The 26,298-nt window shown below is 69.9% G+C and carries 27 protein-coding genes and 1 pseudogene; 15 read left to right on the top strand and 13 right to left on the bottom strand.

Translation table 11 applies throughout. The annotated features are described in order from the left end of the window. Nucleotides 1-233: 233 nt before the first annotated feature. From rpmB to BIU99_RS08315, 8 genes and pseudogenes are all read left to right on the top strand, one after another. Nucleotides 234-470, top strand: coding sequence for a 50S ribosomal protein L28 (gene rpmB / locus BIU99_RS08350; RefSeq protein WP_056010522.1), 237 nt, complete (start codon nt 234-236; stop codon nt 468-470). Beyond that, nucleotides 470-637 carry a 50S ribosomal protein L33 gene (gene rpmG, locus BIU99_RS08345; RefSeq protein WP_056010525.1) on the top strand — a complete coding sequence of 56 codons (168 nt, stop codon included), beginning with the start codon at nt 470-472 and terminating at the stop codon, nt 635-637. Before rpmB ends, rpmG begins: the two co-directional genes overlap by 1 nt. Nucleotides 638-639: 2 nt before the next feature. Further along, nucleotides 640-945 carry a 30S ribosomal protein S14 gene (gene rpsN, locus BIU99_RS08340; RefSeq protein ID WP_064294760.1) on the top strand — a complete coding sequence of 102 codons (306 nt, stop codon included), beginning with the start codon at nt 640-642 and terminating at the stop codon, nt 943-945. Nucleotides 946-1,065: 120 nt separating this feature from the next. Then, nucleotides 1,066-2,478: pseudogene (locus tag BIU99_RS08335) on the top strand (DHA2 family efflux MFS transporter permease subunit); the annotation flags it as partial. A gap of 203 nt (nt 2,479-2,681) precedes the next feature. Next, nucleotides 2,682-2,963 carry an HU family DNA-binding protein gene (locus BIU99_RS08330; RefSeq protein ID WP_064294762.1) on the top strand — a complete coding sequence of 94 codons (282 nt, stop codon included), beginning with the start codon at nt 2,682-2,684 and terminating at the stop codon, nt 2,961-2,963. 160 nt (nt 2,964-3,123) lie between these two features. Beyond that, entirely contained in the window at nt 3,124-4,293 is a 1,170-nt protein-coding gene (locus BIU99_RS08325) for an exonuclease SbcCD subunit D (RefSeq protein ID WP_071260766.1), read from the top strand. Then, nucleotides 4,293-7,487: an AAA family ATPase gene (locus BIU99_RS08320; RefSeq protein ID WP_071260765.1), complete on the top strand. Its 3,195-nt coding sequence runs from the start codon at nt 4,293-4,295 to the stop codon at nt 7,485-7,487. Before BIU99_RS08325 ends, BIU99_RS08320 begins: the two co-directional genes overlap by 1 nt. A gap of 127 nt (nt 7,488-7,614) precedes the next feature. Continuing rightward, nucleotides 7,615-9,609 (top strand): cytochrome c oxidase assembly protein, encoded by a 1,995-nt coding sequence (locus BIU99_RS08315; RefSeq protein ID WP_071260764.1) that lies wholly within the window; start codon nt 7,615-7,617, stop codon nt 9,607-9,609. Between the two features lie 68 nt (nt 9,610-9,677). On the opposite strand, the gene BIU99_RS08310 is transcribed toward BIU99_RS08315, so the two are convergent. Further along, nucleotides 9,678-10,745 carry a hypothetical protein gene (locus tag BIU99_RS08310; RefSeq protein WP_083397257.1) on the bottom strand — a complete coding sequence of 356 codons (1,068 nt, stop codon included), beginning with the start codon at nt 10,743-10,745 and terminating at the stop codon, nt 9,678-9,680. Nucleotides 10,746-10,811: 66 nt separating this feature from the next. On the opposite strand from BIU99_RS08310, the gene BIU99_RS08305 reads away from it, so the two are divergent. Continuing rightward, nucleotides 10,812-12,071 carry an ATP-dependent RecD-like DNA helicase gene (locus tag BIU99_RS08305; RefSeq protein WP_371263774.1) on the top strand — a complete coding sequence of 420 codons (1,260 nt, stop codon included), beginning with the start codon at nt 10,812-10,814 and terminating at the stop codon, nt 12,069-12,071. Nucleotides 12,072-12,159: 88 nt separating this feature from the next. After that, the gene (locus BIU99_RS08300) at nt 12,160-12,597 is read left to right on the top strand and encodes a hypothetical protein (protein ID WP_064294767.1); all 438 of its coding nucleotides are present in this window, start codon (nt 12,160-12,162) and stop codon (nt 12,595-12,597) included. Between the two features lie 50 nt (nt 12,598-12,647). On the opposite strand, the gene BIU99_RS08295 is transcribed toward BIU99_RS08300, so the two are convergent. The 5 genes from BIU99_RS08295 to BIU99_RS08275 form a co-directional block, all read right to left on the bottom strand. Next, entirely contained in the window at nt 12,648-13,352 is a 705-nt protein-coding gene (locus BIU99_RS08295) for an alpha/beta fold hydrolase (protein ID WP_064294768.1), read from the bottom strand. Nucleotides 13,353-13,439: 87 nt separating this feature from the next. Further along, complete coding sequence (locus tag BIU99_RS08290; RefSeq protein ID WP_064294769.1) at nt 13,440-14,099, bottom strand: heme oxygenase (biliverdin-producing); 660 nt, start codon at nt 14,097-14,099, stop codon at nt 13,440-13,442. 94 nt (nt 14,100-14,193) lie between these two features. Beyond that, nucleotides 14,194-14,808 carry a hypothetical protein gene (locus tag BIU99_RS08285; protein WP_071260760.1) on the bottom strand — a complete coding sequence of 205 codons (615 nt, stop codon included), beginning with the start codon at nt 14,806-14,808 and terminating at the stop codon, nt 14,194-14,196. A 1-nt stretch (nt 14,809) separates the two neighbouring features. Beyond that, the gene (locus tag BIU99_RS08280) at nt 14,810-15,220 is read right to left on the bottom strand and encodes a DUF4383 domain-containing protein (RefSeq protein ID WP_064294771.1); all 411 of its coding nucleotides are present in this window, start codon (nt 15,218-15,220) and stop codon (nt 14,810-14,812) included. Between the two features lie 128 nt (nt 15,221-15,348). Further along, nucleotides 15,349-15,657, bottom strand: a complete 309-nt coding sequence (locus BIU99_RS08275; RefSeq protein WP_369808447.1) for a DUF2470 domain-containing protein — start codon at nt 15,655-15,657, stop codon at nt 15,349-15,351. A gap of 146 nt (nt 15,658-15,803) precedes the next feature. Here BIU99_RS08275 and BIU99_RS08270 point away from each other — a divergent pair, with 146 nt between their 5' ends. Both BIU99_RS08270 and BIU99_RS08265 read left to right on the top strand, forming a co-directional pair. Continuing rightward, complete coding sequence (locus BIU99_RS08270) at nt 15,804-17,102, top strand: serine hydrolase (RefSeq protein WP_071260758.1); 1,299 nt, start codon at nt 15,804-15,806, stop codon at nt 17,100-17,102. Nucleotides 17,103-17,205: 103 nt separating this feature from the next. Next, on the top strand, nt 17,206-17,754 hold the full coding sequence (locus BIU99_RS08265; protein ID WP_071260756.1) for a DinB family protein: 549 nt from the start codon (nt 17,206-17,208) through the stop codon (nt 17,752-17,754). Nucleotides 17,755-17,783: 29 nt separating this feature from the next. Here the strand turns inward: BIU99_RS08265 and BIU99_RS08260 are convergent, their stop codons facing one another. Next, a complete protein-coding gene (locus tag BIU99_RS08260; RefSeq protein WP_082915964.1) occupies nt 17,784-18,347 on the bottom strand; it encodes an ABATE domain-containing protein in 564 nt (187 codons plus the stop codon). Between the two features lie 90 nt (nt 18,348-18,437). On the opposite strand from BIU99_RS08260, the gene BIU99_RS08255 reads away from it, so the two are divergent. Continuing rightward, complete coding sequence (locus tag BIU99_RS08255) at nt 18,438-19,373, top strand: DMT family transporter (RefSeq protein WP_064294775.1); 936 nt, start codon at nt 18,438-18,440, stop codon at nt 19,371-19,373. A gap of 5 nt (nt 19,374-19,378) precedes the next feature. Here BIU99_RS08255 and BIU99_RS08250 read toward each other — a convergent pair whose 3' ends face one another. Both BIU99_RS08250 and BIU99_RS08245 read right to left on the bottom strand, forming a co-directional pair. Continuing rightward, entirely contained in the window at nt 19,379-20,527 is a 1,149-nt protein-coding gene (locus BIU99_RS08250; RefSeq protein WP_064294776.1) for an NAD(P)-binding domain-containing protein, read from the bottom strand. Nucleotides 20,528-20,590: 63 nt separating this feature from the next. Next, nucleotides 20,591-21,163 carry a hypothetical protein gene (locus BIU99_RS08245; protein ID WP_139205383.1) on the bottom strand — a complete coding sequence of 191 codons (573 nt, stop codon included), beginning with the start codon at nt 21,161-21,163 and terminating at the stop codon, nt 20,591-20,593. 41 nt (nt 21,164-21,204) lie between these two features. On the opposite strand from BIU99_RS08245, the gene BIU99_RS08240 reads away from it, so the two are divergent. Then, nucleotides 21,205-21,870 carry an SIMPL domain-containing protein gene (locus tag BIU99_RS08240; protein WP_071260753.1) on the top strand — a complete coding sequence of 222 codons (666 nt, stop codon included), beginning with the start codon at nt 21,205-21,207 and terminating at the stop codon, nt 21,868-21,870. 8 nt (nt 21,871-21,878) lie between these two features. Here the strand turns inward: BIU99_RS08240 and BIU99_RS08235 are convergent, their stop codons facing one another. Continuing rightward, entirely contained in the window at nt 21,879-22,787 is a 909-nt protein-coding gene (locus tag BIU99_RS08235; protein WP_254773597.1) for a DMT family transporter, read from the bottom strand. A gap of 118 nt (nt 22,788-22,905) precedes the next feature. On the opposite strand from BIU99_RS08235, the gene BIU99_RS08230 reads away from it, so the two are divergent. After that, a complete protein-coding gene (locus BIU99_RS08230; protein ID WP_071260751.1) occupies nt 22,906-23,787 on the top strand; it encodes a LysR family transcriptional regulator in 882 nt (293 codons plus the stop codon). 66 nt (nt 23,788-23,853) lie between these two features. Here BIU99_RS08230 and BIU99_RS08225 read toward each other — a convergent pair whose 3' ends face one another. The 3 genes from BIU99_RS08225 to BIU99_RS08215 form a co-directional block, all read right to left on the bottom strand. After that, entirely contained in the window at nt 23,854-24,939 is a 1,086-nt protein-coding gene (locus BIU99_RS08225; RefSeq protein ID WP_071260749.1) for a GTP-binding protein, read from the bottom strand. Nucleotides 24,940-25,147: 208 nt separating this feature from the next. Further along, complete coding sequence (locus BIU99_RS08220; protein WP_064294781.1) at nt 25,148-25,567, bottom strand: hypothetical protein; 420 nt, start codon at nt 25,565-25,567, stop codon at nt 25,148-25,150. A gap of 434 nt (nt 25,568-26,001) precedes the next feature. Further along, nucleotides 26,002-26,298, bottom strand: a 297-nt coding sequence (locus tag BIU99_RS08215) for an HNH endonuclease signature motif containing protein (RefSeq protein ID WP_139205382.1), incomplete at its 5' end; no start/stop codon positions are given.

Here is a 26,298-nt window from a genome sequence, read left to right as displayed (position 1 = left end):
TGGGTGGCCATTTTGCGTTAACACGCAGTGCGTTGACGCGCACAGCGCGTGAAGTGGTAGAAACACGAATTTGCAAAACGCCTGGTCACAGCGTACGCTTGACCCTTGGTGTGGACGCTCCATGTCCACATCGTGTCCACGATCCCCCACCGCTCACGCAGACCGGGATCGCGCACGCCGACAAGAGATCTTGGGCAGGGCAGTCGCCCTGCGGTAATGAAGGAGAAACTACTATGGCAGCAGTGTGCCAGGTGACAGGAGCCGTTCCCGGCTTCGGTCACAACATCTCGCACTCGCACCGTCGCACGAAGCGCCGCTTCGACCCGAACGTGCAGAAGAAGACCTACTACGTGCCCTCGCTGCGTCGTAACGTCACCCTCAAGGTGTCCGCCAAGGGCATCAAGGTGATCGACGCCCGTGGCATCGAATCCGTCGTCAAGGACATTCTCGCTCGTGGGGTGAAGATCTAATGGCTAAGCAGCAGGACGTCCGTCCAATCATCAAGCTCCGTTCGACGGCTGGTACCGGTTACACGTACGTGACCAAGAAGAACCGTCGCAACAACCCAGACCGTCTCGTGCTCAAGAAGTACGACCCCGTAGTGCGCAAGCACGTTGAATTCCGAGAGGAGCGCTAAACATGGCTAAGAAGAGCAAGATCGCCCGTAACGAGCAGCGCAAGGTTATCGTCGACCGCTACGCCACGAAGCGCGCCGAGCTAAAGAAGGCCCTCGTCGACCCCGCCGGGACCGACGAGTCGCGTGAAGCAGCTCGCCTCGGCCTTCAGAAGCTTCCTCGCAACGCTTCGCCGGTTCGCCTTCGCAACCGCGACGCGATCGACGGTCGCCCGCGAGGCAACCTCTCGAAGTTCGGCATCAGCCGCGTTCGCTTCCGCGACATGGCGCACAAGGGCGAACTGCCCGGCGTCCGCAAGTCGAGCTGGTAACAACCGCTCAGTCGGAGGTCACATTCCGCTGACACAGCATCGCAACACCGGAAGGGCCGTCCGCATCGCGGGCGGCCCTTTCGCGTTGTCGGCGACAGCTGCAAGGATCGGACGGTTCCCACATCCATCGAGGAGGCGCTGCTGGACGTCCGCACGCAACGAGCCATCGCCCTCCTGGTCGCCGGCTGCTTCTTCATGGAGAACCTCGACGGGACGATCCTCACCACAGCCGCACCGAGCATCGCGCGCGACCTCGGCACCTCGTCGACCGCCGTCGGGCTCGCCGTCACCGCATTCCTGCTCACGGTGGCCGTCCTCATCCCCGTCAGTGGTTGGCTGACGGACCGGTTCGGTGCGAAGCGCATTTTCGCGCTGGCGATCGCGGTGTTCACGATCGCCTCCGTCCTGTGTGCGTTGAGCTCGAGCCTGCCGATGCTCGTCGGCTTCCGGGTGCTCCAGGGCGTCGGCGGGGCGTTGATGGTGCCGGTCGGCCGGCTGGCCGTGCTCCGGGTGACGCCCAAGGAGCGGTTGATCCAGGCCGTCGCCCTGCTGACCTGGCCCGCCCTCGCCGCCCCGATCATCGCGCCGTTCCTCGGCGGGGTCATCACCCAGTACGCCTCCTGGCACTGGATCTTCCTCATCAACGTGCCGATCGGTGTCGTCGCCTTCGTCGTGGCGATCCGCATCGTCCCCGACTTCGCCGCCGACGAGGTGCCGCCGCTCGACTGGCTCGGCCTGTCCCTCGCCTGTGTCGGGCTGGCGTCGCTCCTGGTGGCGGCGTCCCTGGTGTCCGGAGCCGGGTTCGACGCCCGGTGGTTCATCGGGTCGCTCGTGGCAGGTGTCGTCCTGCTCGCCCTCGCGATCCGACACCTGTTCCGTGCGCCGCACCCGTTCGTCGATCTCCGCTCGCTGCGGATCGAGACCTTCCGTCTGGCCAACGCTGGCGGCAGCGTCTACCGACTCACGATCAGCGCCGTCCCCTTCCTCCTGCCGCTGCTGTTCCAGGACGCGTTCGGCTGGACACCGGTGCAGGCGGGATCGATGGTGCTCTTCCTCTTCGCCGGCAACCTCGCGATCAAACCGGCGACGACCTGGATGCTGCGGCGGTTCGGATTCCGTCTGGTGCTCGTGTCGTCGAACCTGATCGGGGTCCTGTGCATGGCCGGGATGGCGTTCCTCACCGCCGACACGTCGATCGTGCTGACGGCACTGCTGCTCTTCGTCAGCGGCGTCGCCCGGTCGATCGGGTTCACGGCGTACAACACCATCACGTTCGCCGACGTCGAACCCGCTGCGATGTCTCGGGCGAACACGCTCAACTCGACCCTGCAACAGGTCGCGAGCGGCTTCGGTGTCGCCGTCGGGGCGATCCTGCTGACGACCGGATTCTCCCTCGAGGACGGGGTCGGTGGCGGCCAGCTGCTGCCGTATCAGTTCGCGTTCCTCGCGATCGCCGTCCTGACCCTCTTCCCGACGATCGAGGCGTGGTTGCTGTCGCGGGCGGCCGGGCACAGCGTCATCGGGGTCCGTTGAGCGCTCGCACCGACGGCTCCCAGCTGGGAAACGACCGACACGCGGGCCCGATTGTCCGCGTAGAGCGGAGAAATCCGCGAAATCTCGCGGATTGCTGCTACATTCGAGGCGGTCACACCGACCAGTTGGTGCCGTATCAGCGACACCTTCGCTACCAACACATCAGCTGTACGTTGCAGCAACGTCCGAGGAGGACCCTCACAATGGCAAATTTGAACAAGACCGAACTCGTCGCCGCCATCGCCGCATCGACCGGCCAGAGCCAGGCGACCGTCGGCAGCGTTGTCGACGCGCTGTTCACCACCGTCGCTGAGACCGTCGCCACGGGCGGCAAGGTCTCGATCCCGGGTTGGATCGCCTTCGAGCAGACCGACACCGCCGCTCGCACGGGCCGCAACCCGCAGACCGGCGCCGAGATCCAGATCCCGGCCGGCAAGCGCGTCAAGGTGACCGCCGGCTCGAAGCTCAAGGCTTCCGTCAAGTAAGTCGTCGCGGGCGCGAGCCCGCACGGACTCGGACCGCGGAGACACTCCGTCGGTCCAGACCACACAGCAGGGCGTCGCGAGAGCGACGCCCTGCTGTCGTTCGTCCGGGTGCCATCCGGGGCGCGGCGAGGTGTCGGCGGCTCGGCCTAGCATTGCTGTCATGCGGATCCTCCACACTTCGGACTGGCACCTCGGCCGTTCGCTGCACGGGGTCGACCTGCTCCCCTTCCAACGCGACTTCCTCGCGCACCTCGAGCAGACGGTCGTGGACCACGAGGTCGACGTCCTCCTCGTCGCCGGCGACATCTACGACCGCGCCATCCCGCCGGTCGAGGCGGTGACGCTGCTGTCGGAGTCGCTCGGGCGGCTGGCGGGCCGCACCCGGGTCATCCTCGCACCGGGCAACCACGATTCGGCCATCCGGCTCGGTTTCGGCGCCGCCATGCTGCGCGACGGGATCGACATCAGAGCCGACCTCGCGCGGATCGGCGAACCGGTCCTGGTGGACGACGAACACGGGCCCGTCGCCTTCTACCCGCTGCCCTACCTCGACCCCGACACCGCACGAGGGGTGCTCTCCCCGGACGACCAGCCGCTCGCGCGGTCGCACGCCGCCGTCATGGGTGCAGCCCTCGCGAGCGTCCGAGCCGATCTCGCGCAGCGCCGCGAGCACGGAGCGGTCCGATCGGTCGTGGCCGCGCACGCCTTCGTCATCGGTGGTCTCGCGAGCGACAGCGAACGCGACATCCGGATCGGCGGGGTCGATGCGGTGCCCGCCCAGCTGTTCGACGACTTCGACTACGTCGCGCTCGGCCACCTCCACGGTGCGCAGCGCGTCGGGGCCGCGACGGGCGTCGACCGCATGCGGTACTCCGGGTCGCCGCTCGCCTACTCCTTCTCCGAACGCAACCAGGTGAAGTCGAGCGTGCTGGTCGACCTCGCCGCCGACGGCTCCGTGCACCTGGAGCTGCTGCCGGCGCCGGTGCCGCGTCGGCTCGTCGACGTCATCGGAACCCTCGCGGAGCTGCAGGGCCCCGCGGGAGACGACGCCGTCGACGCCTGGGTGCGCGCCACGGTCACCGACGACGTCCGGCCACCGGAGCTGTACGCGACGCTGACCCGACGCTTCCCGCACCTGCTCGTCTGGTCGCACGCGCCGGCGAACCGCTCCGAGGAAGCGCGCGCCGCAGCCGTCACGGCGGTCTCCGATCCGGTCGAGGTCACCGCGGAGTTCATCGAGTACGCGACGGGTGCACCGGCGACCACTCGCGAGCGTGAGCTCATCGCGGCGGCGAACGAGGCGGCACTCGCCGCGGAGGTGAGCGCCTGATGCGACTGCACCGACTGACGCTGCAGGCCATCGGGCCGTACGCCGGCGAGCACACCATCGACTTCGTCGAACTCGGGCGGGCTGGTCTGTTCCTCCTGGAGGGACCGACCGGCGCCGGCAAATCCACGATCATCGACGCCATCGTGTTCGGGCTGTACGGCGAACTCGCCGGTACCGGGGCCAGCAAGGACCGCCTCCACTCCCACCATGCGCAGCCCGGGACGGAACCGTTCGTGGAACTCGTGTTCGAGACCGGATCCGGCGTGTACCGGGTGCGGCGGACGCCGGCCTACCAGCGGCCGAAGCAGCGCGGTGCCGGCTTCACACCGCAGCAGGCGAGCGCCACCCTCGTCCGCCTGACCGATCCCGACGCACTGGCCGGAGAGACCCTGTCGACCCGCGCGCAGGAGATCGGTCCCGAAATCAGCCGGATCGTCGGTCTCACCCGGGAGCAGTTCGTCCAGACGATCGTCCTCCCGCAGGGCGAGTTCGCGAAGTTCCTCGCCGCCGGCGGCGAGGAGCGCAGCGAACTCCTCCGGTCCCTGTTCGGGACGGAGCACTACGAGCGGGTCGCCAAGCACCTCGTCGAGCAGCGACGGCAGGCCCAGCGGGACATCGAAGGGGCAAGAGAAGCGCTGGGCCGCGCGATCGCCCGGTTCGCGGGAGCAGCCGAACTCGACGACGCACGGGAACTCGTCGCGGGCAGGGGAGCGGACACCCCGGCCGGGATGGACGCTCCCTCGAGAGTCGATGCCGAGCCAGGCGACACCGCGACTGCGGAGCCCGACCCAGACCCTGACGTCGCGACCCTCGCGGTCCCGCTCGAACCCGATTCCGAAGACCTCGTCGGTGACGCCACGCGTATCGTCGCCGTCCTCGAGCGCCACGCCGCCGCCGACGCCTCGACCGCTGGCACTGCTCGGGTCGCCCTGGAACGCGCTCGCGCCGAACACGCCGCGGCCCAGACGCTGCTCGCGTCCATCGAACGTCGCGCGGAGCTGCTGACCGAGCGCGAGCTGCTCTCGGTGGACGACGAACCGGTCGCGCGGCTCTCCGAACGGATCGCGGCAGCGGCTCGGGCGGACACCGTGGCGTCCGCGCTCGCCGGAGCGGCCACGGCATCGATGGCGCTCGAGGACGCCGTCGCGTCGCTCGCCGCGATGGAGGAGCAGGCCGACGAGGCGATCATCGCACTCGACGACGCGTCCGTCACCGCGCGCCGTCAATCCCTCACCGTCGAGCGGGCGTCGATGGCGGCCGTGCTCGTCCTCGAAGCCGCCGACACCGATCGCGAACGCGCGCTCGCAGCACTCGCCGAGGAGCTCGCGACCGTCGACGAACGGCTCGCCGAGCTTGCAGCGGAACAGACGCGACGGGACGCCCGCCGGACAGCGCTCGGCTCGGCACCGGAGCGCGCCTCACGTGCGGCCACCGAGTCGGCCAGGGCCGCCCGGTCCGTCGAGCGCGCGGCTGAACGCCGTGCGGTGCTGGATCGGGTGGACGCGGCCGACGAACGCCTCGCGGGGCTCGCCGACGAGGTCACCGAGGCCGCCACCGCCGCGAAGGCGGCGATCGACGTCGAGACGTCGCTGCGCCTCCGGAGGATCGAGGGTATGGCGGGTGAACTCGCCACCGGCTTGCGGGACGGCGAGCCGTGCAGCGTCTGCGGCTCGCTGAGCCACCCGGCGCCCGCGGTGCTCGACGGAGACCACCCCGACGCGGACGCGGTCGAAGCGGCATCCGTCGCGCGGGCCGAAGCCGAGGCGAGGATGCAGTCGGCGCAGAACGCCCGGGACATCGCTCGGGCGGAGCGTCACCGCCTCGTCGAGCAGTTCGCCGCGCTGGCCGACGACCCGAGCGACGTGGCTGTAACCGGCTCGTCCGACGCGTCGACGGCGGCGACCACCGGCTTCGACCCGGTCGCTGCGCGGGCGGCCGTCGATGCGGCCGCTGCGGAGGCCGATCGGCAGTACGCGGAGGCCGTGGTCGCCGCCGAGCAGGCGGACGCCGAGGTCGCGGAGGCCGGGCGCCTCGCGGACGAGCACCTGGCCGGCGTGGTCGCGGTGTCGGAACGCACCGCCACTCGGGCGACGCTGACGGAGCGGCTCGCCGCCGCGCAGCGCGCCCACGAGCAGGCCCGCGCCGAGGTGGCCGGTGTCCTCGCCGGCCGAGCAGCTTCACTCGCCGAGCTCGACGCGATGCTGGAGTACGAGCTCTCCTCGCTCTCGCTGCTCGCGGCGGCACGAGCGACCGTCGCGGACCGGCGCCTGCGGGACGCCGAGCGCGCGGTCGAGCTGGAGGCGGCGCTCGAGCGGGCCGGGTTCGCCGACCGCGCGGCCGCGGAAGCCGCAGCCATGAACGGGGTCGAACGGGCGAGCGCCGAGGCGCGGGTGGCCGACCACCTGCGTCACACGACCGCCAACGCGGAAGCACTCGCGAGCCCGGCTCTCGCCGGTGTCGCCGGTACCGCCGCCCCCGACGTCGAAGCGACGGCCCGACGACTGGCCGACGCCGAGGCGGCGGCAGGCACCGCGACGGCAGCGGCCGCCGTCTCCGCGCGACGAGCGGCCAACGCGGCTGCCGCCTGCACGGCACTCGCCGAGGCGGCCGACGAGAACGCCGACGCGGTCCGCGAGGCCGCGGCCGTCGTCCGCCTCGCCGACGTGGTGTCGGCCACGGGCAGCGAGAACAGCACGAGGGTCACCCTCGGCACCTACGTCCTCCTGCGCCGATTCGAGGATGTCGTGGCGGCGGCGAACGCGCGTCTGGAGTCGATGTCCGGCGGGCGCTACGAGCTCGTCCGCAGCGATGTCAAGGAAGGACCCTCCCGCAGCCAGCGCGTCGGGTTGTCGCTGACGGTCCACGATCACCGGACCGACCGGCGTCGCGATCCGAAGTCACTGTCCGGTGGCGAGACGTTCTACGCCTCGCTCTGCCTCGCACTCGGGCTGGCGGACGTCGTGACGGGCGAGGCCGGCGGTGTCGAGCTCGGCACGCTCTTCGTCGACGAAGGGTTCGGCAGCCTCGACCCCGAGACGCTCGACACGGTGATGGCCGAGCTCGGTCGGCTGTCGGCCGGAGGCCGCGTCGTCGGCGTCGTCAGCCACGTCGAGGAGATGAAGCAGCGCATCGGCGAACGCATCGAGGTGCGGCGGCTCGAGGACGGGTCGTCGACCCTTCTCGTCCGGGCGTGAGCGGCGCCCTTCGACAGGCTCAGGGACCGGTGGTTCGGCTCAGGGACCGGTGGTTCGGTTCAGGGACCGAGCGCCGGCTGATCCCACTGCGGTCGGGGTTCCCAGCAGCGCCGCGTAGGCTTGCAGCGTGAATCGTGTCGTCCGCCTCGCGGGTCCTGCCCTCCTGCTCCTCGTGGCTGTGGCGACCCTCCTCGCGGGTCTGGCCTTCGGCGGCGGAGCGGATGCGCAACTCCTGGGCGATCCCGGCGCCGTCGTGCGGTGGGGACTCCCGATCGCACAACTGCTCGTCAACCTGAGCGCCGCCGTCACCATCGGCGCGTTGCTCATGGCCTGCTGGGCGCTCAGCCCGGACCGGCGCGAGTACGGCGCGGCGCTCGACGTCGCCGCAGCCGGCGCCGCGGTCTTCACCGTCGCGTCCGGCGTGACGGGCTTCTTCACCTTCCTGAACGTCACGCAGGTGCCGCTCACCTTCGACGACGCGTTCGGTGCGAAGCTCAGCCTCTTCTTCACCGGGATCGAGTCGGGTCAGGCCTGGCTGCAGACGACCCTCATCGCCGCGGCCGTCACGGTGCTCTGCTTCGCCGTCCGCAACCACACGGTGCTCGTGTTCGTCTTCGGGCTGTCCCTCGTGTCGCTGCTGCCGATGGCCCAGCAGGGTCACTCCGCCGAGGCGAGCGGGCACAACGCCGCCGTCACCGCACTCGGCCTGCACCTCGTGTTCGCCGCCATCTGGCTCGGCGGTCTGCTCACGCTCGTCTTCATCCGCAAGACCCTCGAAGACGGCCGGCTCGCCCCCGTGCTCATGCGGTACTCGACCGTGGCACTGGTGTCCTTCGTCGTCGTGGCGGTCTCCGGGTACGTGAGTGCTGAGCTGCGCATCGGCTCGCTCGACCGCCTGGGCACCCCGTACGGCATCCTCGTCCTCGTCAAGGTCTTCGCGCTGCTTGCGCTCGGCCTGTTCGGCGCGCTGCAGCGTCGGGTGCTCATCGGCCGCATCGAGCGCTCCGCCGCTGCGCGCGCGGACACCCCAGCGGGCCGCACCGGCACCTTCTGGTGGCTGGTCGCCCTCGAGCTCGGGTTCATGGGCATCGCCTCCGGTGCCGCCGCGGCCCTCGCGAAGACCGCCCCGCCGGTCGACCAGACCGTGCCGACCGCGCCGACACCAGCGGTGCTGCTCACCGGGGAGGAACTGCCGCCGGAACTGACCTTCTCCCGCTACTTCACCGAGTGGAACATCGACCTCCTGTGGCTGCTGGCCTGTGCGTTCGGCATCTTCTTCTACATCGCGGGCGTCGTCCGCCTGCACCGCCGCGGCGACTCCTGGCCGATCCTGCGCACCGTCAGCTGGGTCCTCGGGCTGCTCGTGCTCTTCTACCTCACGTGCGGCGGCATCAACGTCTACCAGCCGTACCTCTTCAGCGTGCACATGCTCGGGCACATGGGGCTCACCATGCTCGTCCCCGTGCTCCTCGTCCCCGGAGCACCGGTCACGCTGCTCGCGCGGGCGGTGCGGAAGCGCTCCGACGACTCCCGAGGGGGTCGGGAGTGGGTGCTCCTCGCCGTGCACTCGAAGTTCGCGGGGATCATCTCGAACCCGATCGTCACCGCGGTGCTCTTCGCCGGATCGCTCTGGGTGTTCTACTACACGCCGCTGTTCCGTTGGTCGATGGAGGATCACATCGGGCACGAGTGGATGGTCGTGCACTTCCTCATCACCGGCTACCTCTTCGTGCAGTCGCTCATCGGCATCGACCCGGTCCCGTACCGCCTGCCGTACCCCATGCGGCTGCTGCTGCTCTTCGCGACGATGGCGTTCCACGCGTTCTTCGGGCTGGCGATCATCTCCTCGACCGGGTTGTTCCTCGCCGACTGGTTCGGGGCGATGGGACGCACCTGGGGGCAGGTGCCGCTCCTCGACCAGCAGACGGGCGGCGGGATCGCCTGGAGCGTCGGCGAGATCCCGACCCTGGCGCTCGCCGTCGCCGTCGCGATCTCGTGGAGCAAGAGCGACGCGAAGGACCAGAAGCGACTCGATCGCAACGCGGACCGCACGAACGACGCGGAGCTCAACGAGTACAACGAGCGTCTCGCGCGCATGGCGGCCAACGACACCCGCTCCTAGCCCGCGAACTGTCACTCCGGAACAGTGTGAGGGGTGTCGGACTGTGCTGGAGTGACAGTTCGCGGGCTTCAGCGGAGGTCGATGTAGAGGGAGCCGTCGTCGCGGATCGTCACGAACGCCGACAGCGTGAACGGGACGTCCTGGTCGAGGGTCGAGACCGTGCCGTCGAACAGTGACTTCACGTCGACGACGAGGTGCGCGGCGCCGGCCGTCGCCGGCATCTGCCAACCGGTGTCGCCCGGTTGGACCGCCACCACGGGGTAGGTCGCGATGGACCACACCGGTAGGTCGTCCACGCGATCGCGGATCACCATGCCGAACGGGCACCCGGTGGGCTGGAGGACCTGTTGTGTGGCGCAGTTGTCGAGGTACCCGTCGATCTGGGTCTGGACCTCCCCGACGAAGTCCGGGGTGGCAGTCGCGGTCACCTCGGCGTCGACGACGCTCGCGACCTCGGTCGTCGTCGCCGTCTCCACCGCCGCCGCAAGGTAGGTGGTGTCGACGTCGAAGTCCACGCTGCCCGGTGTGAAGGTGAGGAGCGGGATGGTGGAGGTGAAGGCCCCCTCGGTCCCCTCGGCGACGCGACGGGTGTCGAGCTCGAAGCCGTTCGCCCGGAACCCGGTCGTGTGTGCGACCGTCAGCTGGACGACGCTCAGGGGGCTCGTCTCGAAGCGCCACGACGGGAACAGCCCGAAGGTGCGCTCGCCGCTCGTGATCGAGAACGCCGTGCGGTGCGGCTGCCCCGCGAGTCGGTACGAGAAGGTCACCTCGTGGACGCCCGAGGCGGTCGTGACGTCGGAGACGAGGCGCACGTCCTCGATCGTGCCGAGTGTCTCGCTCCGGAGCAGGGCGTCCGAGCTGTCTGAGGGCAACCCCGCGTCGGCGAGTTCGGCGGAACTCAGAGCGACTCCGGGCAACGCGAGCGCGGTCGCGGCATCGTCGTCTGCGAGGGCGTCCAGGTACCCGCGTGCGAAGGAACCGGCGCCGTAGACGTCGCGGGCGACGGCCGACCAGGCGGAGACGATGGCCGCGACGAGTAGAGCCGCGATGCAGAGCCACAGCACGACGGCGCGGACGAGCGCACCGCGCACCGTTCCCGGGCGTCGCAGCTCCCCACGTGTCGCGACATGGCTCATCCTGACATCCTAGGCGGGCACCTCGCATAGGATTGGAGGGCGAAAACGGGAGGGAACCGAAGCATCATGCGCGTAGCCCTCTCCGCCGAGCAGCAAGCCGTCTTCGATCGCATCGAGAGCACCCGCGAGCACCTGTTCGTGACGGGTCGAGCGGGCACCGGGAAGTCGACGCTCCTCAACCACCTCGCCTGGAACACCTCGAAGCAGCTGGCCATCTGCGCCCCGACGGGTGTCGCCGCGTTGAACGTCGGCGGCCAGACGATCCACTCGCTGTTCCGCCTGCCGATCGGGCTCATCGCCGATCACACGATCGACCAGAACGATCAAACCCGGAAGCTGCTCAACTCCATCGACACCCTCGTCGTCGATGAGGTCTCCATGGTGAGCGCCGACCTCATGGACGCCATGGACCGGAGCCTCCGGCAGGCCCGACAGCGGCCGCGCGAGCCGTTCGGCGGGGTGCAGATCGTGCTCTTCGGCGACCCGTACCAGCTCGCTCCCGTGCCGGGCAGCCTCGAGGAGCGGGCGTACATCGCCGACACCTACCGCTCGTTCTGGTTCTTCGACGCCAAGGTGTGGTCCGAGACGCCGCTGCAGCTCGTCGAGCTCACCGAGATCCACCGCCAGCACGAGGCCGAGTTCAAGTACCTCCTCAACGGTGTCCGGCACGGCCAGGTCACTGCCGAGATGGCCGGCCGGCTGAACGGCATGGGCGCCAGGACCCCTCCGGAGGACGGCGTCATCACCCTCGCGAGCCGTAACGACACCGTCGACCGCATCAACAAGGCGGCGCTCGCCAAGCTCGACGGCAAGCCGCTCACCGCCAACGCGGAGGTCTCGGGCGACTTCGGCGGGCGGGCGTTCCCCGCCGACGAGGCGCTCGACCTCAAGGTCGGTGCGCAGGTCATGTTCCTCCGCAACGACAGCGAGCGTCGCTGGGTGAACGGCACGCTCGGGACCGTGGTGAAGATCGACTCCACCGTCTGGGTCGAGGTCGACGGTGAGCAGTTCGAGGTCGAGCCGGCGACGTGGGAGAAGTACAAGTACTCCTACTCCTCGGTGACGAAGCAGCTGAAGCGCGACATCGTGGCCGAGTTCACCCAGTTCCCGTTGCGGCTCGCGTGGGCGGTCACCATCCACAAGTCGCAGGGCAAGACCTACGACCGCGCGATCGTCGACCTGGGCAGCCGCGCGTTCAGCCCGGGACAGAGCTACGTCGCGCTCAGCCGCATCTCGACGCTCGACGGCCTCTACCTCTCCCGGCCGCTGCGCCCGAGCGACATCATCGTCGACACCGACGTGAAGCGGTTCATGTCGGGGCAGTAGCGTCCGTTCGCCCATTGTCGGGCGAATCGGCGCTCCGTCGCCCAAAAGGGGCGAACGAACGGGGTCGGTGACCCTACGATTGTCGGTTATGACGCATCCCATGCAGCAGGGCTGGCCGCAGCCCGGTCCGATCACCGCCTGGCGCACGCTCGAGCTGAACGCCAGCAAGCCGCCGTTCGCCGGATACTGGGGGTTCATCCCACTCGTGGTCCGCATCGACGGCTTCGAGCATCGCCCGAGCTGGGGACCGTCGCAGTTCACGGTGCCGGCCGACCGGCCCGTGCAGGTCTCGTGTTCGATGGCGTGGCTGTGGGAGTTCGGCCGCGCCGACTACCTGCTGCACCCCGGTGAGGCGCCGACGCTCGACTACATCGCCCCGGCGCAGCAGTGGGTCTCGGGCTCGCTCGCACCGCGGGGGCAGGCGGTCATCAAGGGACGCGGCGCGCAGATCGCCGTGTACGCCGTGCTGGCACTGATCTTCGTCGCGATTCTCGGCATCCTGCCGCTCGCGTACCTCATGACCTGAGCGCCCGTCGACGCCTCGCGCTGACCGGCCTGGTCGAGGGTGGACCGTCGTCAGGTGCGATCGACGGCCCGGAGGAGGATCGCGCCGAGTTCCGCTGGCTTCGTGAACTGCGGCCAGTGACCCGTCGGGAGGTCGACGAACTCGACGTCGTGCAGCCGCGCCAGTTCCGCGACGTACGGGTGCCCCTGTTCCATCAGGCCGCGCAGCATCTCCGAGGAGAACTCGCACGCGACCACGGTCGCCGGGACGGACAGGCGACGGTCGTCGTCGGAGAGCTGCTGTCGGTCGACGGCGACGCCCTTCGGTTGCGGGACGGCTCTGGCCCGGAACTGTTCACGGAGCTCGTCGTCCAGGTCGACGAGGTCCTCTGCGTCGAACACCGTCCAGTCGGGCAGTGGGATGTCGGAACCCGACGAGGGGAGTTCCTCGTTGATGCACGCACCGTCGGCGAGCGGACCCGAGTCGACGTACACGGCGCGGACGACGTGGTCGGGGCGGGCGTCGATCGCGGCGGAGATGATGGCGCCGCCGCCGGAATGCCCGACGAGCACGACGGGCTCGGCACCGGCGTCGATCTCGGCGACCACGGCGTCGACGTGGTCGCGGAGGCCGATGCCGGCGCGGTCGGCAGTGACGCTCTCGAGCCCGGGGAGCGTGAGTGGTCGGACCCGATGGCCTGCCGCTTCGAGCGGGGGTGTGACCGCACTCCACGAGGATGCGTCCAGCCAGAAGCCGGGTACGAGGATGACGTCCATGCCCGAGATGCTACGCCGCGCAGGCGAGCCGCGGGAGGGGTGCTTCGCGGGCAGCGCTGCAACCGGCCGAGGGCTGAGAGGGACGGATCAGGCGACGGCGGTCGCCGCGGCCTTCGCGGTCGCGAGGTCGCGGAAGAGGTCGGTGTTGAAGCGGTACGCCACCATGACTTCGTCGATCACGCGGGCCTGCTCCTCGTCGTCCCACGGGACGGCGTCGAGCTGCTCACGATAGGTGTCCTTGAACTCGCGTGGCTTCGCGATGTCGCCGAAGAGGTAGAAGCCGACGCCGTTGGTGTCGAAGCCGAACTGACGCTGCATCAGCGTGCGGATGATCTGCCCGCCCGAGAGGTCGCCGAGGTACCGGGTGTAGTGGTGCGCCACGAAGCCGCCGGGCCAGACGGCGCCGACCTCGTTGATCCGTGCCACGTACCGGGCCGTGGTGGGGAGCGGGGTGATCTGGTCGCGCCAGTCCGGACCGATGAGGAACTCGAGGTCCTGCACGATGGCGGGGAGCCGCGTCAGCTTGTCGCTGATGAACGGAGCGGCGACGGCATCGGCGCGCATGCGGTCGGCTGCGACCTCGAGGGCCTCGTAGATGAAGAAGTGCTGCGCGACGAGGGCGATGTAGTCCTCCTTCGAGCCCTTCCCGGTCATGAGGTCGCTCATGAAGTCCGCCCCCTCGCTGGAGGAGTGGCCGGAGGACGTGCGCTCGCGCAGGGCCTGGGAGAAGGGGATCACAGTGCTCATGTCGGACTCCGCGTCGGCTGGCTCGGTAAGGGTTACCTAAGTGTAACGGGCCGGGCTCCTGAACGGGAGGGTGGATCTGTCGCTGTGGAGGAAATCAGTGGCTGCTGTGCAGGGAACCGTGCGGGACCGCGAACGCACCGGCGTTGGTCTGCGCCAGCGCCGGTGTGGTGAGGGCCGCCACGAACGCCGCCCCGACGAGCAGGGTGAGCACGTACCGTCCGGTGCTCGGCTCGCGATGCGGCCGACGGGTCGCGCGCGTCACCAGGGCGTCGAGCTCGAGTTCGTCCGGCGCCGTCGATGCGAGGGTGACCCGCCGGAGTCGCCGTGCGAGCACCCCGGCGACCAAGAGCAGCGACACCGTGGACGAGAGGGTCGGCAGGAACGGCGGCACGGTCGTGACGCCGAGGGAGGCGAGTCCGTAGAGCGCCACCCAGACGACCACCGCGCCCACCGCGCCGGCGAAGGACGCACGGAGGCCCGGCACCCGGTCGCGGACCAGGACCACGACGGACCAGAGCAGTGCGGCGACGCCGAGGGTGACGAGCGGGATCGCACCCACGGGAGAGGATCCGGCGCCGGTCGCGATCAACACGAGACCGGCGCCGAGTGCGCACATCGCGAGCAGACAGTTCGAGATCGACGTCGTGCCGGAGCGGACCGCGTCGTCCTCACCCGTCCGGGCGTCCTGCCGTTCGACGGAGACCGACATGTCAGGCCGTCGCCGCCCGGTGCGTGCGCTTGTCCGCAGCCAGCCCGGCGCCGAGCAGCACCACGGCGCTCGCGAGGTGGAGGAAGTGGTCGGCCGTGTTGAGCGCGAGGATGTTGAGCGCGGAGCCCACGATGAAGAACCCGACGACACCGAGCAGGAGGTAGAACCCACCGATCACCGTGTTCACGGTCTTGGCCGCGACGACGTTCGAGAGCCCGGCGATGAGCAGGGCCGCCCCGATGAGGACGTGCGCGATGTTGTGCAGCGGGTTGACCTCGAAGATCCCGAGCAGGAGACCGCCCTCGGTGGTGAGGAACGGCAGGCCTCCGGCGACGATCCCGCCGAGGAGTCCGACGACCACGTAGACCGCGCCGAAGACGGCGGCGAGGAGCCGGTTGGGTGAATGACGCATGGGAATGCCTCCTGATCCTTCGTGCCGCGAGTCGTCCCGGGGCGTTGAGGAGTTCGGAGGTGCGGGCGTCGACGGTTTGGTCACCTGAGGCCGTCATCCGAGGTCGACGGCCGAGGGGTGGCCGTCGCTCAGTCGTGCAGGCGTGGCTCCACGCCCAGACGGGCGCACGCGGCGTCGTAGAGGGCGACGACCTCGCGTCGGATCTCGCCGCGCTCGGTGATCGCGCCGGCGGGCCAGGGCACCCGCCCACCCGCGGCGGTGCCGTCGACTGTCCAGGTCCATTCGCCACCCGTCCCGTCCAGCGAGATCATGGTGGCGGCCTCGGCCGTGGGTTCCAGGAAGGCTCGCACGATGAGCACGTTGTCGTCGGGGTGGTCGCCGTTCATGTGCGCCAGGACGGCGTCGACGGTGGTCTGCGGGAAGGCGTTCGAGGTCACCTCTCCAGGGAACACCATCGACTGGCCCCGCACCAGGTCCGCCGCCCGTGTGACCGGCACGCGGCGTGCGACCGCAGCTCTCAGCCGCGCCCGGTTACAATCGGGAACAGTCTGCAGCTCCGCAGACCGCTCATCAGGGGGATGACTTGACTGCAACAGCTCCGAGGCGCCGGCGTCTCGCCGCACTCCTTACCGCGGCGACCCTCGCGACGGTGCTCGTCGGCTGCTCGGGCCCCTCGGTGTCCGACACCGACTTCCCCGACCAGGTCAGCGGCACGCTCGCGGGCGACACGACCGACGCCATCACGGCGGCGGTCGAGGCCGCCGTCACCCAGTCCGGATCCTCCGGTGCCATCGTCGGCGTCTGGGCGCCGTGGGCCGGGAGCTACACGGCCGGCGTCGGCACGACCGAGCCGGGTGGCAAGACCAAGATGGACCCGTCCATGGTCTACCGCATCGGCGACACCACGCGCCCGATGACCTGCACCGTGCTCCTCGAACTCGTCGACGAGGGCAAGATCAAGCTCACCGACCAGGTCCACAAGACCCTCCCGCAGGTGCAGGGCATCGAGGGCATCACCTACCAGCAGCTGTGCAATGGCACGTCGGGGCTCGGCACCTACACGCCCGCGCTCAACGCCCAGTTCGTCACCAACCCGACCCGCAACTGGTCGATGGCCGAGATCCTCGCGAACGGCCTCGCGAGCGGCACGCGGACGGCTCCGGGGGCGCTCTTCGGTTCGAGTGACACCGGGTACATCCTGCTCGGCATGGCGCTCGAGGAGCTGACCGGTCAGTCCTGGCAGTCCCTGTACGACCACTACGTCTTCTCGCCGCTCGGCATGTCGAAGTCCAGCTTCCCCGACGCCTCCACCGTCGAGCTGCCGGGGTCGCACCCCAAGGGGTACCTGACGCCGCGCATCGCGGACGGCACCTACCAGTGCGACGCACCGACGGACGAGACCGAGCTGTCGCCCTCGATGGTGTGGACCGCCGGCGGCGTCGTCTCCTCGGTCGACGATCTGCGGAAGTTCACCCAGTCCTTCGCGTCCGGCTCGCTGCTGAACGACAGCACGTACAAGAAGCAGTGGAAGGACCCCGTCTCGCTGGGCGAGGCTGAGCCGACCTGGAAGAGCTTCGGTGTGGGTGGGTTGCAGATCGGTCCCCTCCGGGGGCAGGCCGGCGCGATCCCCGGCTCGCTCTCGGCGGCCTTCTCCGACCCGACGTCCGGACTGACGGTCGTCGTCATGCTGAACAACTCGACGCTCGGGGCGGGCTTCGCGCAGACGCTCGCGATGCAGCTCGCATCGATCGGCGCCAAGGCGGCACCGGCGAGCGGGCAGAAAGCCCCCGAGATCGCGCTCCCGTGGTCCGAGCAGCAGATGGCGGAGCAGCTCGCCGCCTCGGCGATGGTCTGCGCCCCGCCGGTCGCCCCCGCCGGGTAACGGAGGCATCGGCACGGCGCCGCCAGCGGACGGTGGCGGCGGATCGCGGCACGATGACGCTTTCGCGAGGGCGCTGGGTCACGCCGCTTCCTAGAGTGAACCCATGACGACGAACACCCCCGACGGCGACACCATCGTCCCGGACACGAAGAACTGGACCTGGGTCCTCGAGCGCGCCTGCTCCGAGTGCGGGATGGACACCTCGCGGTTCGGTTTCCGGGACCTCCCCGGGTTGATCCTGGCGAACGCCGCCGCGTGGCCGGCGGTGCTGGAGCGTGCCGACGTCCGGGATCGGCCCGACCCGCGGACCTGGTCGCCGCTCGAGTACGCGGCCCACGTGCGCGACGTGTTCCGCATCTTCGACGTCCGGTTGCGGCTCGTCCTCGACGAGGACGATCCCGCGTTCGAGAACTGGGACCAGGATGCGACGGCTCTCGAGGAGCGCTACGGCGAGCAGGACCCGAAACGGGTCTCCGCGGAACTGGTCGAGGCCGCGACGGTGCTCGCCGCAGCGTTCGAGCGGGTGCCGGACGACGCGCTCGCGCGGACGGGCCGCCGGAGCGACGGCGCGCGCTTCACGACCGAGACCCTCGGCCGCTACTTCATCCATGACCCGGTGCACCACCTCTGGGATGTGACGAGATCGCAGTGATGGTCGTCATCCGGGTCTGGTGACGCCCGCTACTGCGCTCTCGCGCGGAAGGCGATCGTGTTGACGCGGTTGCTGCAGCGGACGGAGCAGTAGCGCTTCGAACCGTTGCGGGACAGGTCGACGAGCAGACCGTCGCAGTCGTCCGCGGCGCAGAGCCTCAGGCGGTCCCAGGCGTCGGACCGGACGACGTCGACGAGTGCCATGGCGATCTCGGTCTGGACACGATCGACGAGTGGTGCGTCGAACTCGGTGGCGTGGAGGTGCCAGTCGAAGCCGTCGTGGCGGCGCAGTTGGGGGAGCGCGGCTGACTCCCGGAGCATCGCGTTGATCTCGGTGACGGCGCGGTCGCGGGTGTCCGGGGCGTCAGCGTCGGAGGCCCAGAGCGCGTGGATCCGCTCTCGGAGTGCCGCCACTGCGGCCCGCTCGGGCTCGTCGCCGTCGACCCGACCCGAGTACCGACTGACGCGCAAGAGCTCCACGAGTTGTGGCGGTGTCGCGAGTTCGTCGTCGCCGCTGCGGGACGCCGATGCGCGGGTGTTCACGAGTAGCGCGGCGAAGAGCAGCGCATCCTCGGTGTCAGGGGCAAAATGCAAGTTGACTCCTTACTCTCTCCGAGAGTAGCTTCATCTCAGCCGGGCGTCCACCTCTTCCGCCGGCCCCACTCGCGGCAGCTGGAGACACCCATGAAGCACACGTCCTCGACCACGGTCGGTCTGCTCGTCGCGGTGCTCGCGGCGGTCGCGTTCGGCACCTCCGGAGCGTTCATCAAACCGGTGCTCGCGTCGGGGTGGAGCCCCGCTGCCGCGGTCACGGTCCGCGCCCTGATCGGTGGCCTGGTGCTCGCCCCGTTCGCCCTCATCGCACTCCGCGGTCGCTGGGACGCGGTCTGGCGTGGCCGCTGGCGACTCCTCGGCATGGGCCTCATCGGGGTGGCGGCGACGCAGCTCGTCTACTTCGCGGCGCTGCAGACCATCGCCGTCGGGACCGCGATCCTCGTCGAGTACATGGCGCCGCTGCTGCTCGTCGCCGTCGCGTGGGTGCTGACCCGACGTCGTCCCGCGACGGTCGTCCTCGTCGGCTCCGTCGTGTCACTCGTCGGGCTCGTGCTCGTCGTCGCTCCGAGCGGTGGCTCGACGCTCGATCCGGTCGGCCTGCTGTTCGCCATCCTCGCGATGGTGGGCTGCGCCGCGTATTACGTCATCTCGGCGCGGCCGGCGAAGGGGCTGCCTCCGGTGGCGTTCGCCGCCATCGGTCTGCTCATCGGGGCACTCAGTCTGTGGCTCGCCGGGCTCGTCGGCGTGCCCTTCACGACCTCCGACGCCGACGTCACGGTGCTCGGCACCGACGTCGCCTGGTGGGTGCCGCTCCTGTTCGTCGGGGTGGTGTCGACGGCGGTCGCCTATGCGGCGAGTATCACCGCGAGTCAGATGCTCGGCTCCCGACTCGCGTCGTTCGCGGGCCTCCTCGAAGTGGTCGCGGCGACCGGATTCGCGTGGATCCTCCTGGGGGAGCAGTTGTCGCTCGCGCAGCTCCTCGGCGGGGTGTGCATCCTGCTGGGGATCGGCTTCGTGCGCTCCGAGCGGGCTCCCGCGGTGCCCATCCCCGTGCCGGTGCAGTGACGGGGTCAGCGCTGAGGGACGGCGACGGTGGCGTCGAGGTCGGCGAGGATCGCCAGGACCGCTGCCCTCCCGGCCCGGTTCGCGCCGACCGTCGAGGCTGAGGGGCCGTACCCGATCAGGTGCACCCGCGGCTCGTCGGCCGCCCTGGTGCCGTCGATCCGGATGCCGCCCCCGGGCAGCCGGATGCCGAGCGGTGCGAGGTGGTCGAGCGCCGCCCGGAACCCGGTGGCCCAGAGGATGGCGTCGACCGGGAGGAAGGAGCCGTCGGCGAGAACCACGCCGTGCTCCTCGATCCGACGGAACATCGGTTGACGCACCAGGACACCGCGCGCTTCGGCCGCCCGCGCCCACGGCGTCCAGTGCATCCCCGTCACGGAGATCACGCTGCCCGGCGGGAGGCCCTGGCGCACGCGTTCCTCGACGCCCTTGATCGCCTCCACCCGGGCGGCGGTGTCGAAGTCGTCCTCCACCCATTCCGGTTCGCGTCGCGTCATCCACACCGTCTCCGCCACCCGCGAGATCTCCTCGAGGAGTTGGATGGCGGAGATGCCGGCACCCACGACGACGACGCGCTGGCCGCGGAACTCGTCAGCGGAGACGTAGTCGGCCACGTGCAGCTGGCGTCCGGCGAAGCGCTCCCGCCCTGGGTACGCGGGCCAGAACGGTTTCGTCCACGTGCCCGTCGCGTTGACGACCGCCCGTGCTCGGAACACGGCGGCAGAGGAATCGGCACCCGGGGAGTCGGCGCCCGGTGCGGTCTCGACGAGGAGCCGACCGTGCGGGTCGTCGTCCTCGCGGCGGACTGCGCGGACCTGTACCGGGCGGCGGACCACAAGGGCGAAACGCTCCTCGAACGCCGCGAAGTACGGCGGGATGACGTCGACACTCGGCGACGCGGGATCGAGCTCGGGCTTGGGCATGCCGGGCAGGTCGTAGATCCCGTTGACGGTCGACATGGTGAGCGACCGCCATCGGTGCTGCCAGGCGCCGCCCGGGGCGTCGTTCGCGTCGAGGACGACGAAGGTGCGTGCTGCGGTCGCGCCCTCGGCGGTGCCCAGCGGGACGAATCCGCGGCGATGCAGGTGGTACGCGGCCGACAGCCCGGCTTGACCCGCGCCGATCACGACGACGTCGACGGTCTCCGGAGTGCTCACGTGCTCCTCAACGTCGTCGACCCCTCCGGCATTTCCGACGGGGCCCGAGCCCGAACCCGCGGTTCAGCCGTGGGCCAGGACCTGCACGCCGATGACGAGGACCCCCAGGAGGACGAGGGCCGCGAGCGCGATGAGCTGCTGCCAGACGGACAGCCGTGCGCGGCGGACGGCGAACCAACCGCTGAGCCCGAGGGTGACGAGGTAGACGATCGCGGACACGCGGAGGGAGGTCTCGACCTCCATGACGTCGAACACGGCGAGCACGAGCAGGATGGTGGGGGTCGCGACGGTGAGCAGCGAGCCCCAGGCGATCCGGAGCATGGAGTGCCACCCGCGCTCGTCGGGGAACGCACCGTGGGCGGCGAGGTGCGCGATCATCTCGGCGACCAGGCCGGCGAGGGTGATGCCGACCACGCCGATGACGAGCGAGAAGAGCGCGTCGGGCGCGTCGTGGTGCTCCACGTTCGCCGCCAGCACGAGGACGATCGCGAGGCCGGTGAAGGTCGCGTAGACGCGCTCCTTGAGGTACTTCGCGACGGTCTCCACATCGCCCGGCGGGAGTCCCCGACTGGCTGGACCGTACTCGTTCCCCCGTCGTCCATGTCGTCGATCCGCCCAGGTTCCGCCGTCCGTCATGGTCCAGAGCGTAGCCGCCGTCGCGGGATAGAGTGCCGGGTATGAGTGAAACGATCATCACCGTCGAGGGCCGCTTCGACTACCACCACCCGGCCGAACGTGGGACCGTCCTCATCTCGGCGGGGTTCCAGGGGCCGGAACGTGAGCCCGTCGTCTCCCACACCACCGCACTGCACCGTGCGCTCAGTCAGGCGGCGGAGCAGTTCCGCGCACAGTCGGCCGTGACCTGGTGGTCGGCCGATCGCTTGCGGGTGTGGAGCGAGCGGCCGTGGAACAAGGACGGGAAGCAGTTGCCGCTCGTGCACCACGCGACGGTCGCACTCGAGGTCAAGTTCGCCGACCTGCAGGCATTGGCCCGCTGGGCCGAGGAGATCGCGACCCAGGACGGCGTCACGGTGACGGGTGTCACCTGGGCGCTCACCGAGGCGACGAAGCACCGCATCACGGCCGAGGCTCAGCACAACGCCGTCCGCGACGCCGTGGACCGCGCGACCGCCTACGCCAGGAGCCTCGGGCTCGGCGCCGTGCGGCCGGTCGCCCTGGCGGAACCCGGCATGCTGGGCGACGACACCCGCTCGCCGTCGAGTCAGGCCGCGGCACCGATGATGCGCGGGGCCGCGGCTCCTGCCGGCGACACCGCCCTCGACCTCAAGCCGGAAGACATCACCGTCTCGTCCCGGGTGCACGCCCGCTTCGCCGCATCCTGACCTGACGATCAGCTCGGCGCAATGCTCGGCTGCACCTCGGGTGAGGGACCCCGTCGGGCTGAGAGCACGGCGCCGATGCCCGCACCGACCACGCAGGCGATGCCGAGCCACTGCGGTGTCGTGAGCTCCTGACCGAGCACGAGGAGTCCGGCGATCGCGGCGATGGCCGGCGCGGATGCGAGCAGGATCGAGAAGGTCGCAGCGCTGAGTCGTCGGAGGGCGACGAACTCCAGCGCGTACGGCACAGCCGACGAGAGCGCGGCGACGCCCAGGCCGAGCAGGAGGATGACGGGATCGAACAGCGCGGTGCCGGCGGTCGTCGCGGCGAGCGGGATGGTCACGAGAGCCCCGATGGCGGCGGCGATCGCCAGACCGTTCAGGCCGGGGAACTCCGTCCCGGTCCGCGCCGACAGCAGGATGTAGCCGATCCAGAGGGCGCCGGCGGCGAGCGCGAGGACGACGCCGATGGGATCGAGTGCGGCCGTCGGTCCGCTGTGGAGGAGCACCCCGCCGAGGAGGAGGACGCCGATGAGGGCGACGCCCGCCCAGAGCGCGCTCGTCCATCGACGACCCGCGATGACGCTGAGCGCCAGCGGGCCGAGGATCTCGAGGGTCACCGCCGGACCGAGCGGGATGTGGTCCAGAGCCAGGTAGAAGCAGACGTTCATCGCGGCGAGGACGACTCCGAAACCGACCGCCGACCCCCAGGCGCTCCTCGGGTGTCCGCCCAGGGATGGGCGGGCGACGGCCAGCAGGATGAGCGCGGCGAACACGAGGCGCAGCGTCACCATGCCGATCGGACCGACCTGCGGGAACAGCGTGACCGCGATCGACGCGCCGAGCTCCTGACAGACGAGTCCGGCCAGGACGAGGAGGGCGCCGGTCGCCGCCTGGCTCGGTCGCGGTCTGCGGATCACTGCACCACGCTAGCGCGCCCCGGTCGCCGAGCCCATCCCGTCGCCGAGCGGCTCCCCGGTCACCGAGCTTGTCGAGGTGCCGCCCCAGCCGGGCTCGCCGGTGCGGCATCATGAGGGCATGAGGATCGACGAACTCGCGTACCTTCGGGCGCTCGCCGAAGACGGTCACGTCCCGTACGCCGCTGAGGCGCTCGGTATCTCCCAGTCGACGCTGACGCGGGCGATCGGTCGGCTCGAGGCGGACGCCGGGGTCGAGTTGTTCGACCGTCACCGCAGCCGGCTCGAACTCAACCGCTACGGCGAGATCCTCCTCGTGCACGCGCTCCGTGCGCAGACCGAGCTCGACAACGCGCAATCGCGGATCGACGAGCTCCGAGACCCCTCGGCCGGTCTCGTGTCCATCGCCTACGTCTCGTCCCTCGGCGGCTGGCTCATCCCGCGCATCGTGAGCGAGTACCGCCAGCTGCTGCCGGACATCCGGTTCGTCCTCGACGGTGGGAAGGCCGACAGTGTGCTGGACGCGCTCCGCTCCGGCTCGGCCGACGTCGCGTTCATCAGCCCGGAACCGCGTGATCCGGAGATCGAGTGGCGTCCGCTCACCTCCGAGCGGCTCGCGCTGGGCGTGCCGGTCGGGCATGCGTTCGCCGACCGGACGTCGTTGGCGGCGTCCGATCTCGAGCAGACGGAGTTCCTCGCGATGACGACGGACTCGGGGCTCCGGCAGATCGCGGACGCGTACTTCGCGAGGCACGGCGTCGTGCCCCGGGTGACGATGGAGGTGTCCGAGCTGTCGACGCTCCGTGGTCTCGTGCGCGCCGGGGTCGGGATCGCCGTTCTCCCCGATTCCACGAGCATGGAGGGCGTCGTGCTCGTCCCGCTCGACGACGAGGCGGTCCGGGTGATCGGTGTCGCCACCAGCCGTGCCCGGGCGGTGTCACCGGCCGTCGAGCAGTTCGTGCGGTTCGTGCGCGAGGAGTGGGTGAGCGCGCGGATCCACTGAGTCGCCCGAACCTGCACGAAATCGACCGAGATCCGAACCGTTTCGGGCAGTTGACGGGCCCGCTGCTCAGTGCTCGCGGGTGGTGCTCCATGGCGTGAAGGCGTCCGGGTAGTGCGCCCACGCCGCCGGCCCGGCGAGGAGTTCCTCGTCCGTCAGCGTGCAGGCGTGCAAGGCGGCGGTGATGGCGACCTCGTCGAGGTCGATCCCGGTGACGACGAGCTCCTGGCCGAGCGGTGCGCCAGGGTCGTTCGTCTCGAACGATGTGGGTTCCAGATCGATCATCTGGCCGACGTGCTGCAGTACGCCGACGCGGGAGGCGCGCGTCGCAAGGACGAGGAACCCCGCCGTACGGACGAGCCGGCCGAACCGCCCCGCCTCGATCGGTCCGTCGAAGCACGCGAGGAGTCGTTCCGGGTGCATCGGTCGGGGGCTGTCGAACCGCAGGGTGGTCACGCGGTCGTGATCCACCCATGGCCGGTGTTCGCCGTTCAGCATCGCGATCCACCCGGGGGACGTGCTGAAACGGTCCAGTTCGAACGGGGAATCCCGGTAGCGCGCGAGCGGCTCGCGGTTGCTCGCGGTCGCCGGAGTGCCGGGTGTGGCCCGTGGCCGGGCCGCGACCGGCTCGACCATCCGCGTCAGCGCCGTCGGGTTCAGGTGGCTGAGGAGAGCGAGGAGCACCGCTAGTCGTTCGTGCGTCACGCCGCGTCGGCCGGCGACGGCGATGGTGTCCGCGTACTCGAGCTGCTCCACGGTGATCATCGACCGTGCGGTGTAGGCCGTGTCGCCGTCCTCGTCGTGGGTGACCCACTCGTCGTCCTGGAGGTCGTGCAGGAGATGGGCTGCGTCGACGACCGTCACGACGGCATCCAAGACGGCCGTGTCGCGGTGCCCGAAGACGGCGGAGACCGCGTCGACCGGGCGGACCGTGCTCCCGCAATCGAGGACGAGGTGCCGGGGAGCGAGCGGGTGTCGTGCAACGGCGTCGATCGCGTCGTCGATGTCAGGGTGGGCGCTCTCAGTGCCTTCCTGTCGCTCGATCGTGACGAGCGCCGCGGATCGACCGGCGATCTGTCGGGCCACGGTGCGACGCTCCGGCGGACAGGTGCCGAGCACGAGCGTCACGGTCAGCGGAATGCGAGGCGTGGTCACGGCGGGTTCTCCTGGTCGATGGGTCTACAGTACGTTCTGTTGAGAATTGTTCTCAACAAGGTAGCACGCATCGTGATCGTCGGGACGTCACCAGGAAGGTCCGCGCATCACTCCAGTCGCTCGAGGACAGGCCGGGGTCGCAGATCGTCCGCCGCCGTGGCTGGGTGTTCGGCAGAACCCGCGGTGGAAGGGTCGCCAGGGCTGAGCGTCAGCCGCGCACCACGTTCACGACGATCGTGACGACACCCAGCGCGGCGATGACGTACGCCCAGAAGCGGACGGGGATGAAGAAGAGTGTGGAGCTCGGGCGGCTGTAGAGCTGCTCGCCGGTCTGCGGGTGGCGCACGGGCACGGCCTCCTGCTTCACGGTGATGCCGTGCTCGTTGACGTACGGCTGCGCGAGCTGCTGCCACACGACGACCGGCCGCGGTGCATCAAGCTTCGCCAGCGCGAACTTCCCGAAGGCCCAGCACGCGACGGCGCCGAGCAGGAAGCCGATGCCGACGAACACCCCGGACTGCGCCGATCCGCCGTCGGGAGAAACGATCGCCTTGATGAGGAAGCCGGCGCCGACGGACAGTCCGAAGATCAGGAAGACGACGATGCCCCAGCGGGTCCAGATGATCATGTGTGCTCCTCTTCGGGTGTCGGTCGCGACGCGCAGCTGAACACACGGCACCCGCGCGACCGTCGGCTCGTCCATCACGGTACCGAGGTCGGCAGTCCGCCCGCGATGGGGAGCGGTGCCCATGCGGTGTCAACGCGTGCTGGTTCCGGTTTCGGTTCCTGAGCTTGTCGAAGGTGGTTCGCGTCTCGGTCCCTGAGCTTGTCGAAGGGTGCGTGCGCCGGTTGTTCGTGTGCCCTTCGACAGGCTCAGGGACCGGGGTGGCGGGGTTGTCGAGAACGGCGTCGTTCACCGGGCTTGTCGACGCGTGGTGGTTCCCGTGTCGGTCGCGGAGCTTGTCGACGCAGCGTGGTTCCCGTTTCGATCCCTGAGCTTGTCGAAGGGTGGTTCGCGTGTCGGTCCCTGAGCTTGTCGAAGGGCAGGCGGGTGCCTCGGGTTTAGGCGGCGAGGTGGATGCGTCCGCCTCGGATGGGGGTTTGGTGGCGGTCGATGTGGCTGGGTGGGATGAACCAGGGGAGGCCGTTTTGGATGGTGATGGTCCAGTGGTCGTCGTGGATGCGGTGGTGGTGGAAGGGGCAGAGGAGGATGCCGTTGTCGAGGTTGGTGGGGCCGCCTTGGGACCACCAGGTGATGTGGTGGGCTTCGGTGAAGGATGGTGGGTAGGTGCAGCCGGTCCAGGCGCAGCCGCCGTCGCGTTCGGCGAGGGCGAGTTTCTGTCCGCGGGTGAACAGGCG

This window comes from Plantibacter sp. MMLR14_011 (genome assembly GCF_001865025.1).
Taxonomy (GTDB): Bacteria; Actinomycetota; Actinomycetes; order Actinomycetales; family Microbacteriaceae; genus Plantibacter; species Plantibacter flavus_A.
The sequence above is the reverse complement of the archived record's forward strand: the minus strand, read 5'-3'. Positions and strand labels throughout refer to the sequence as shown.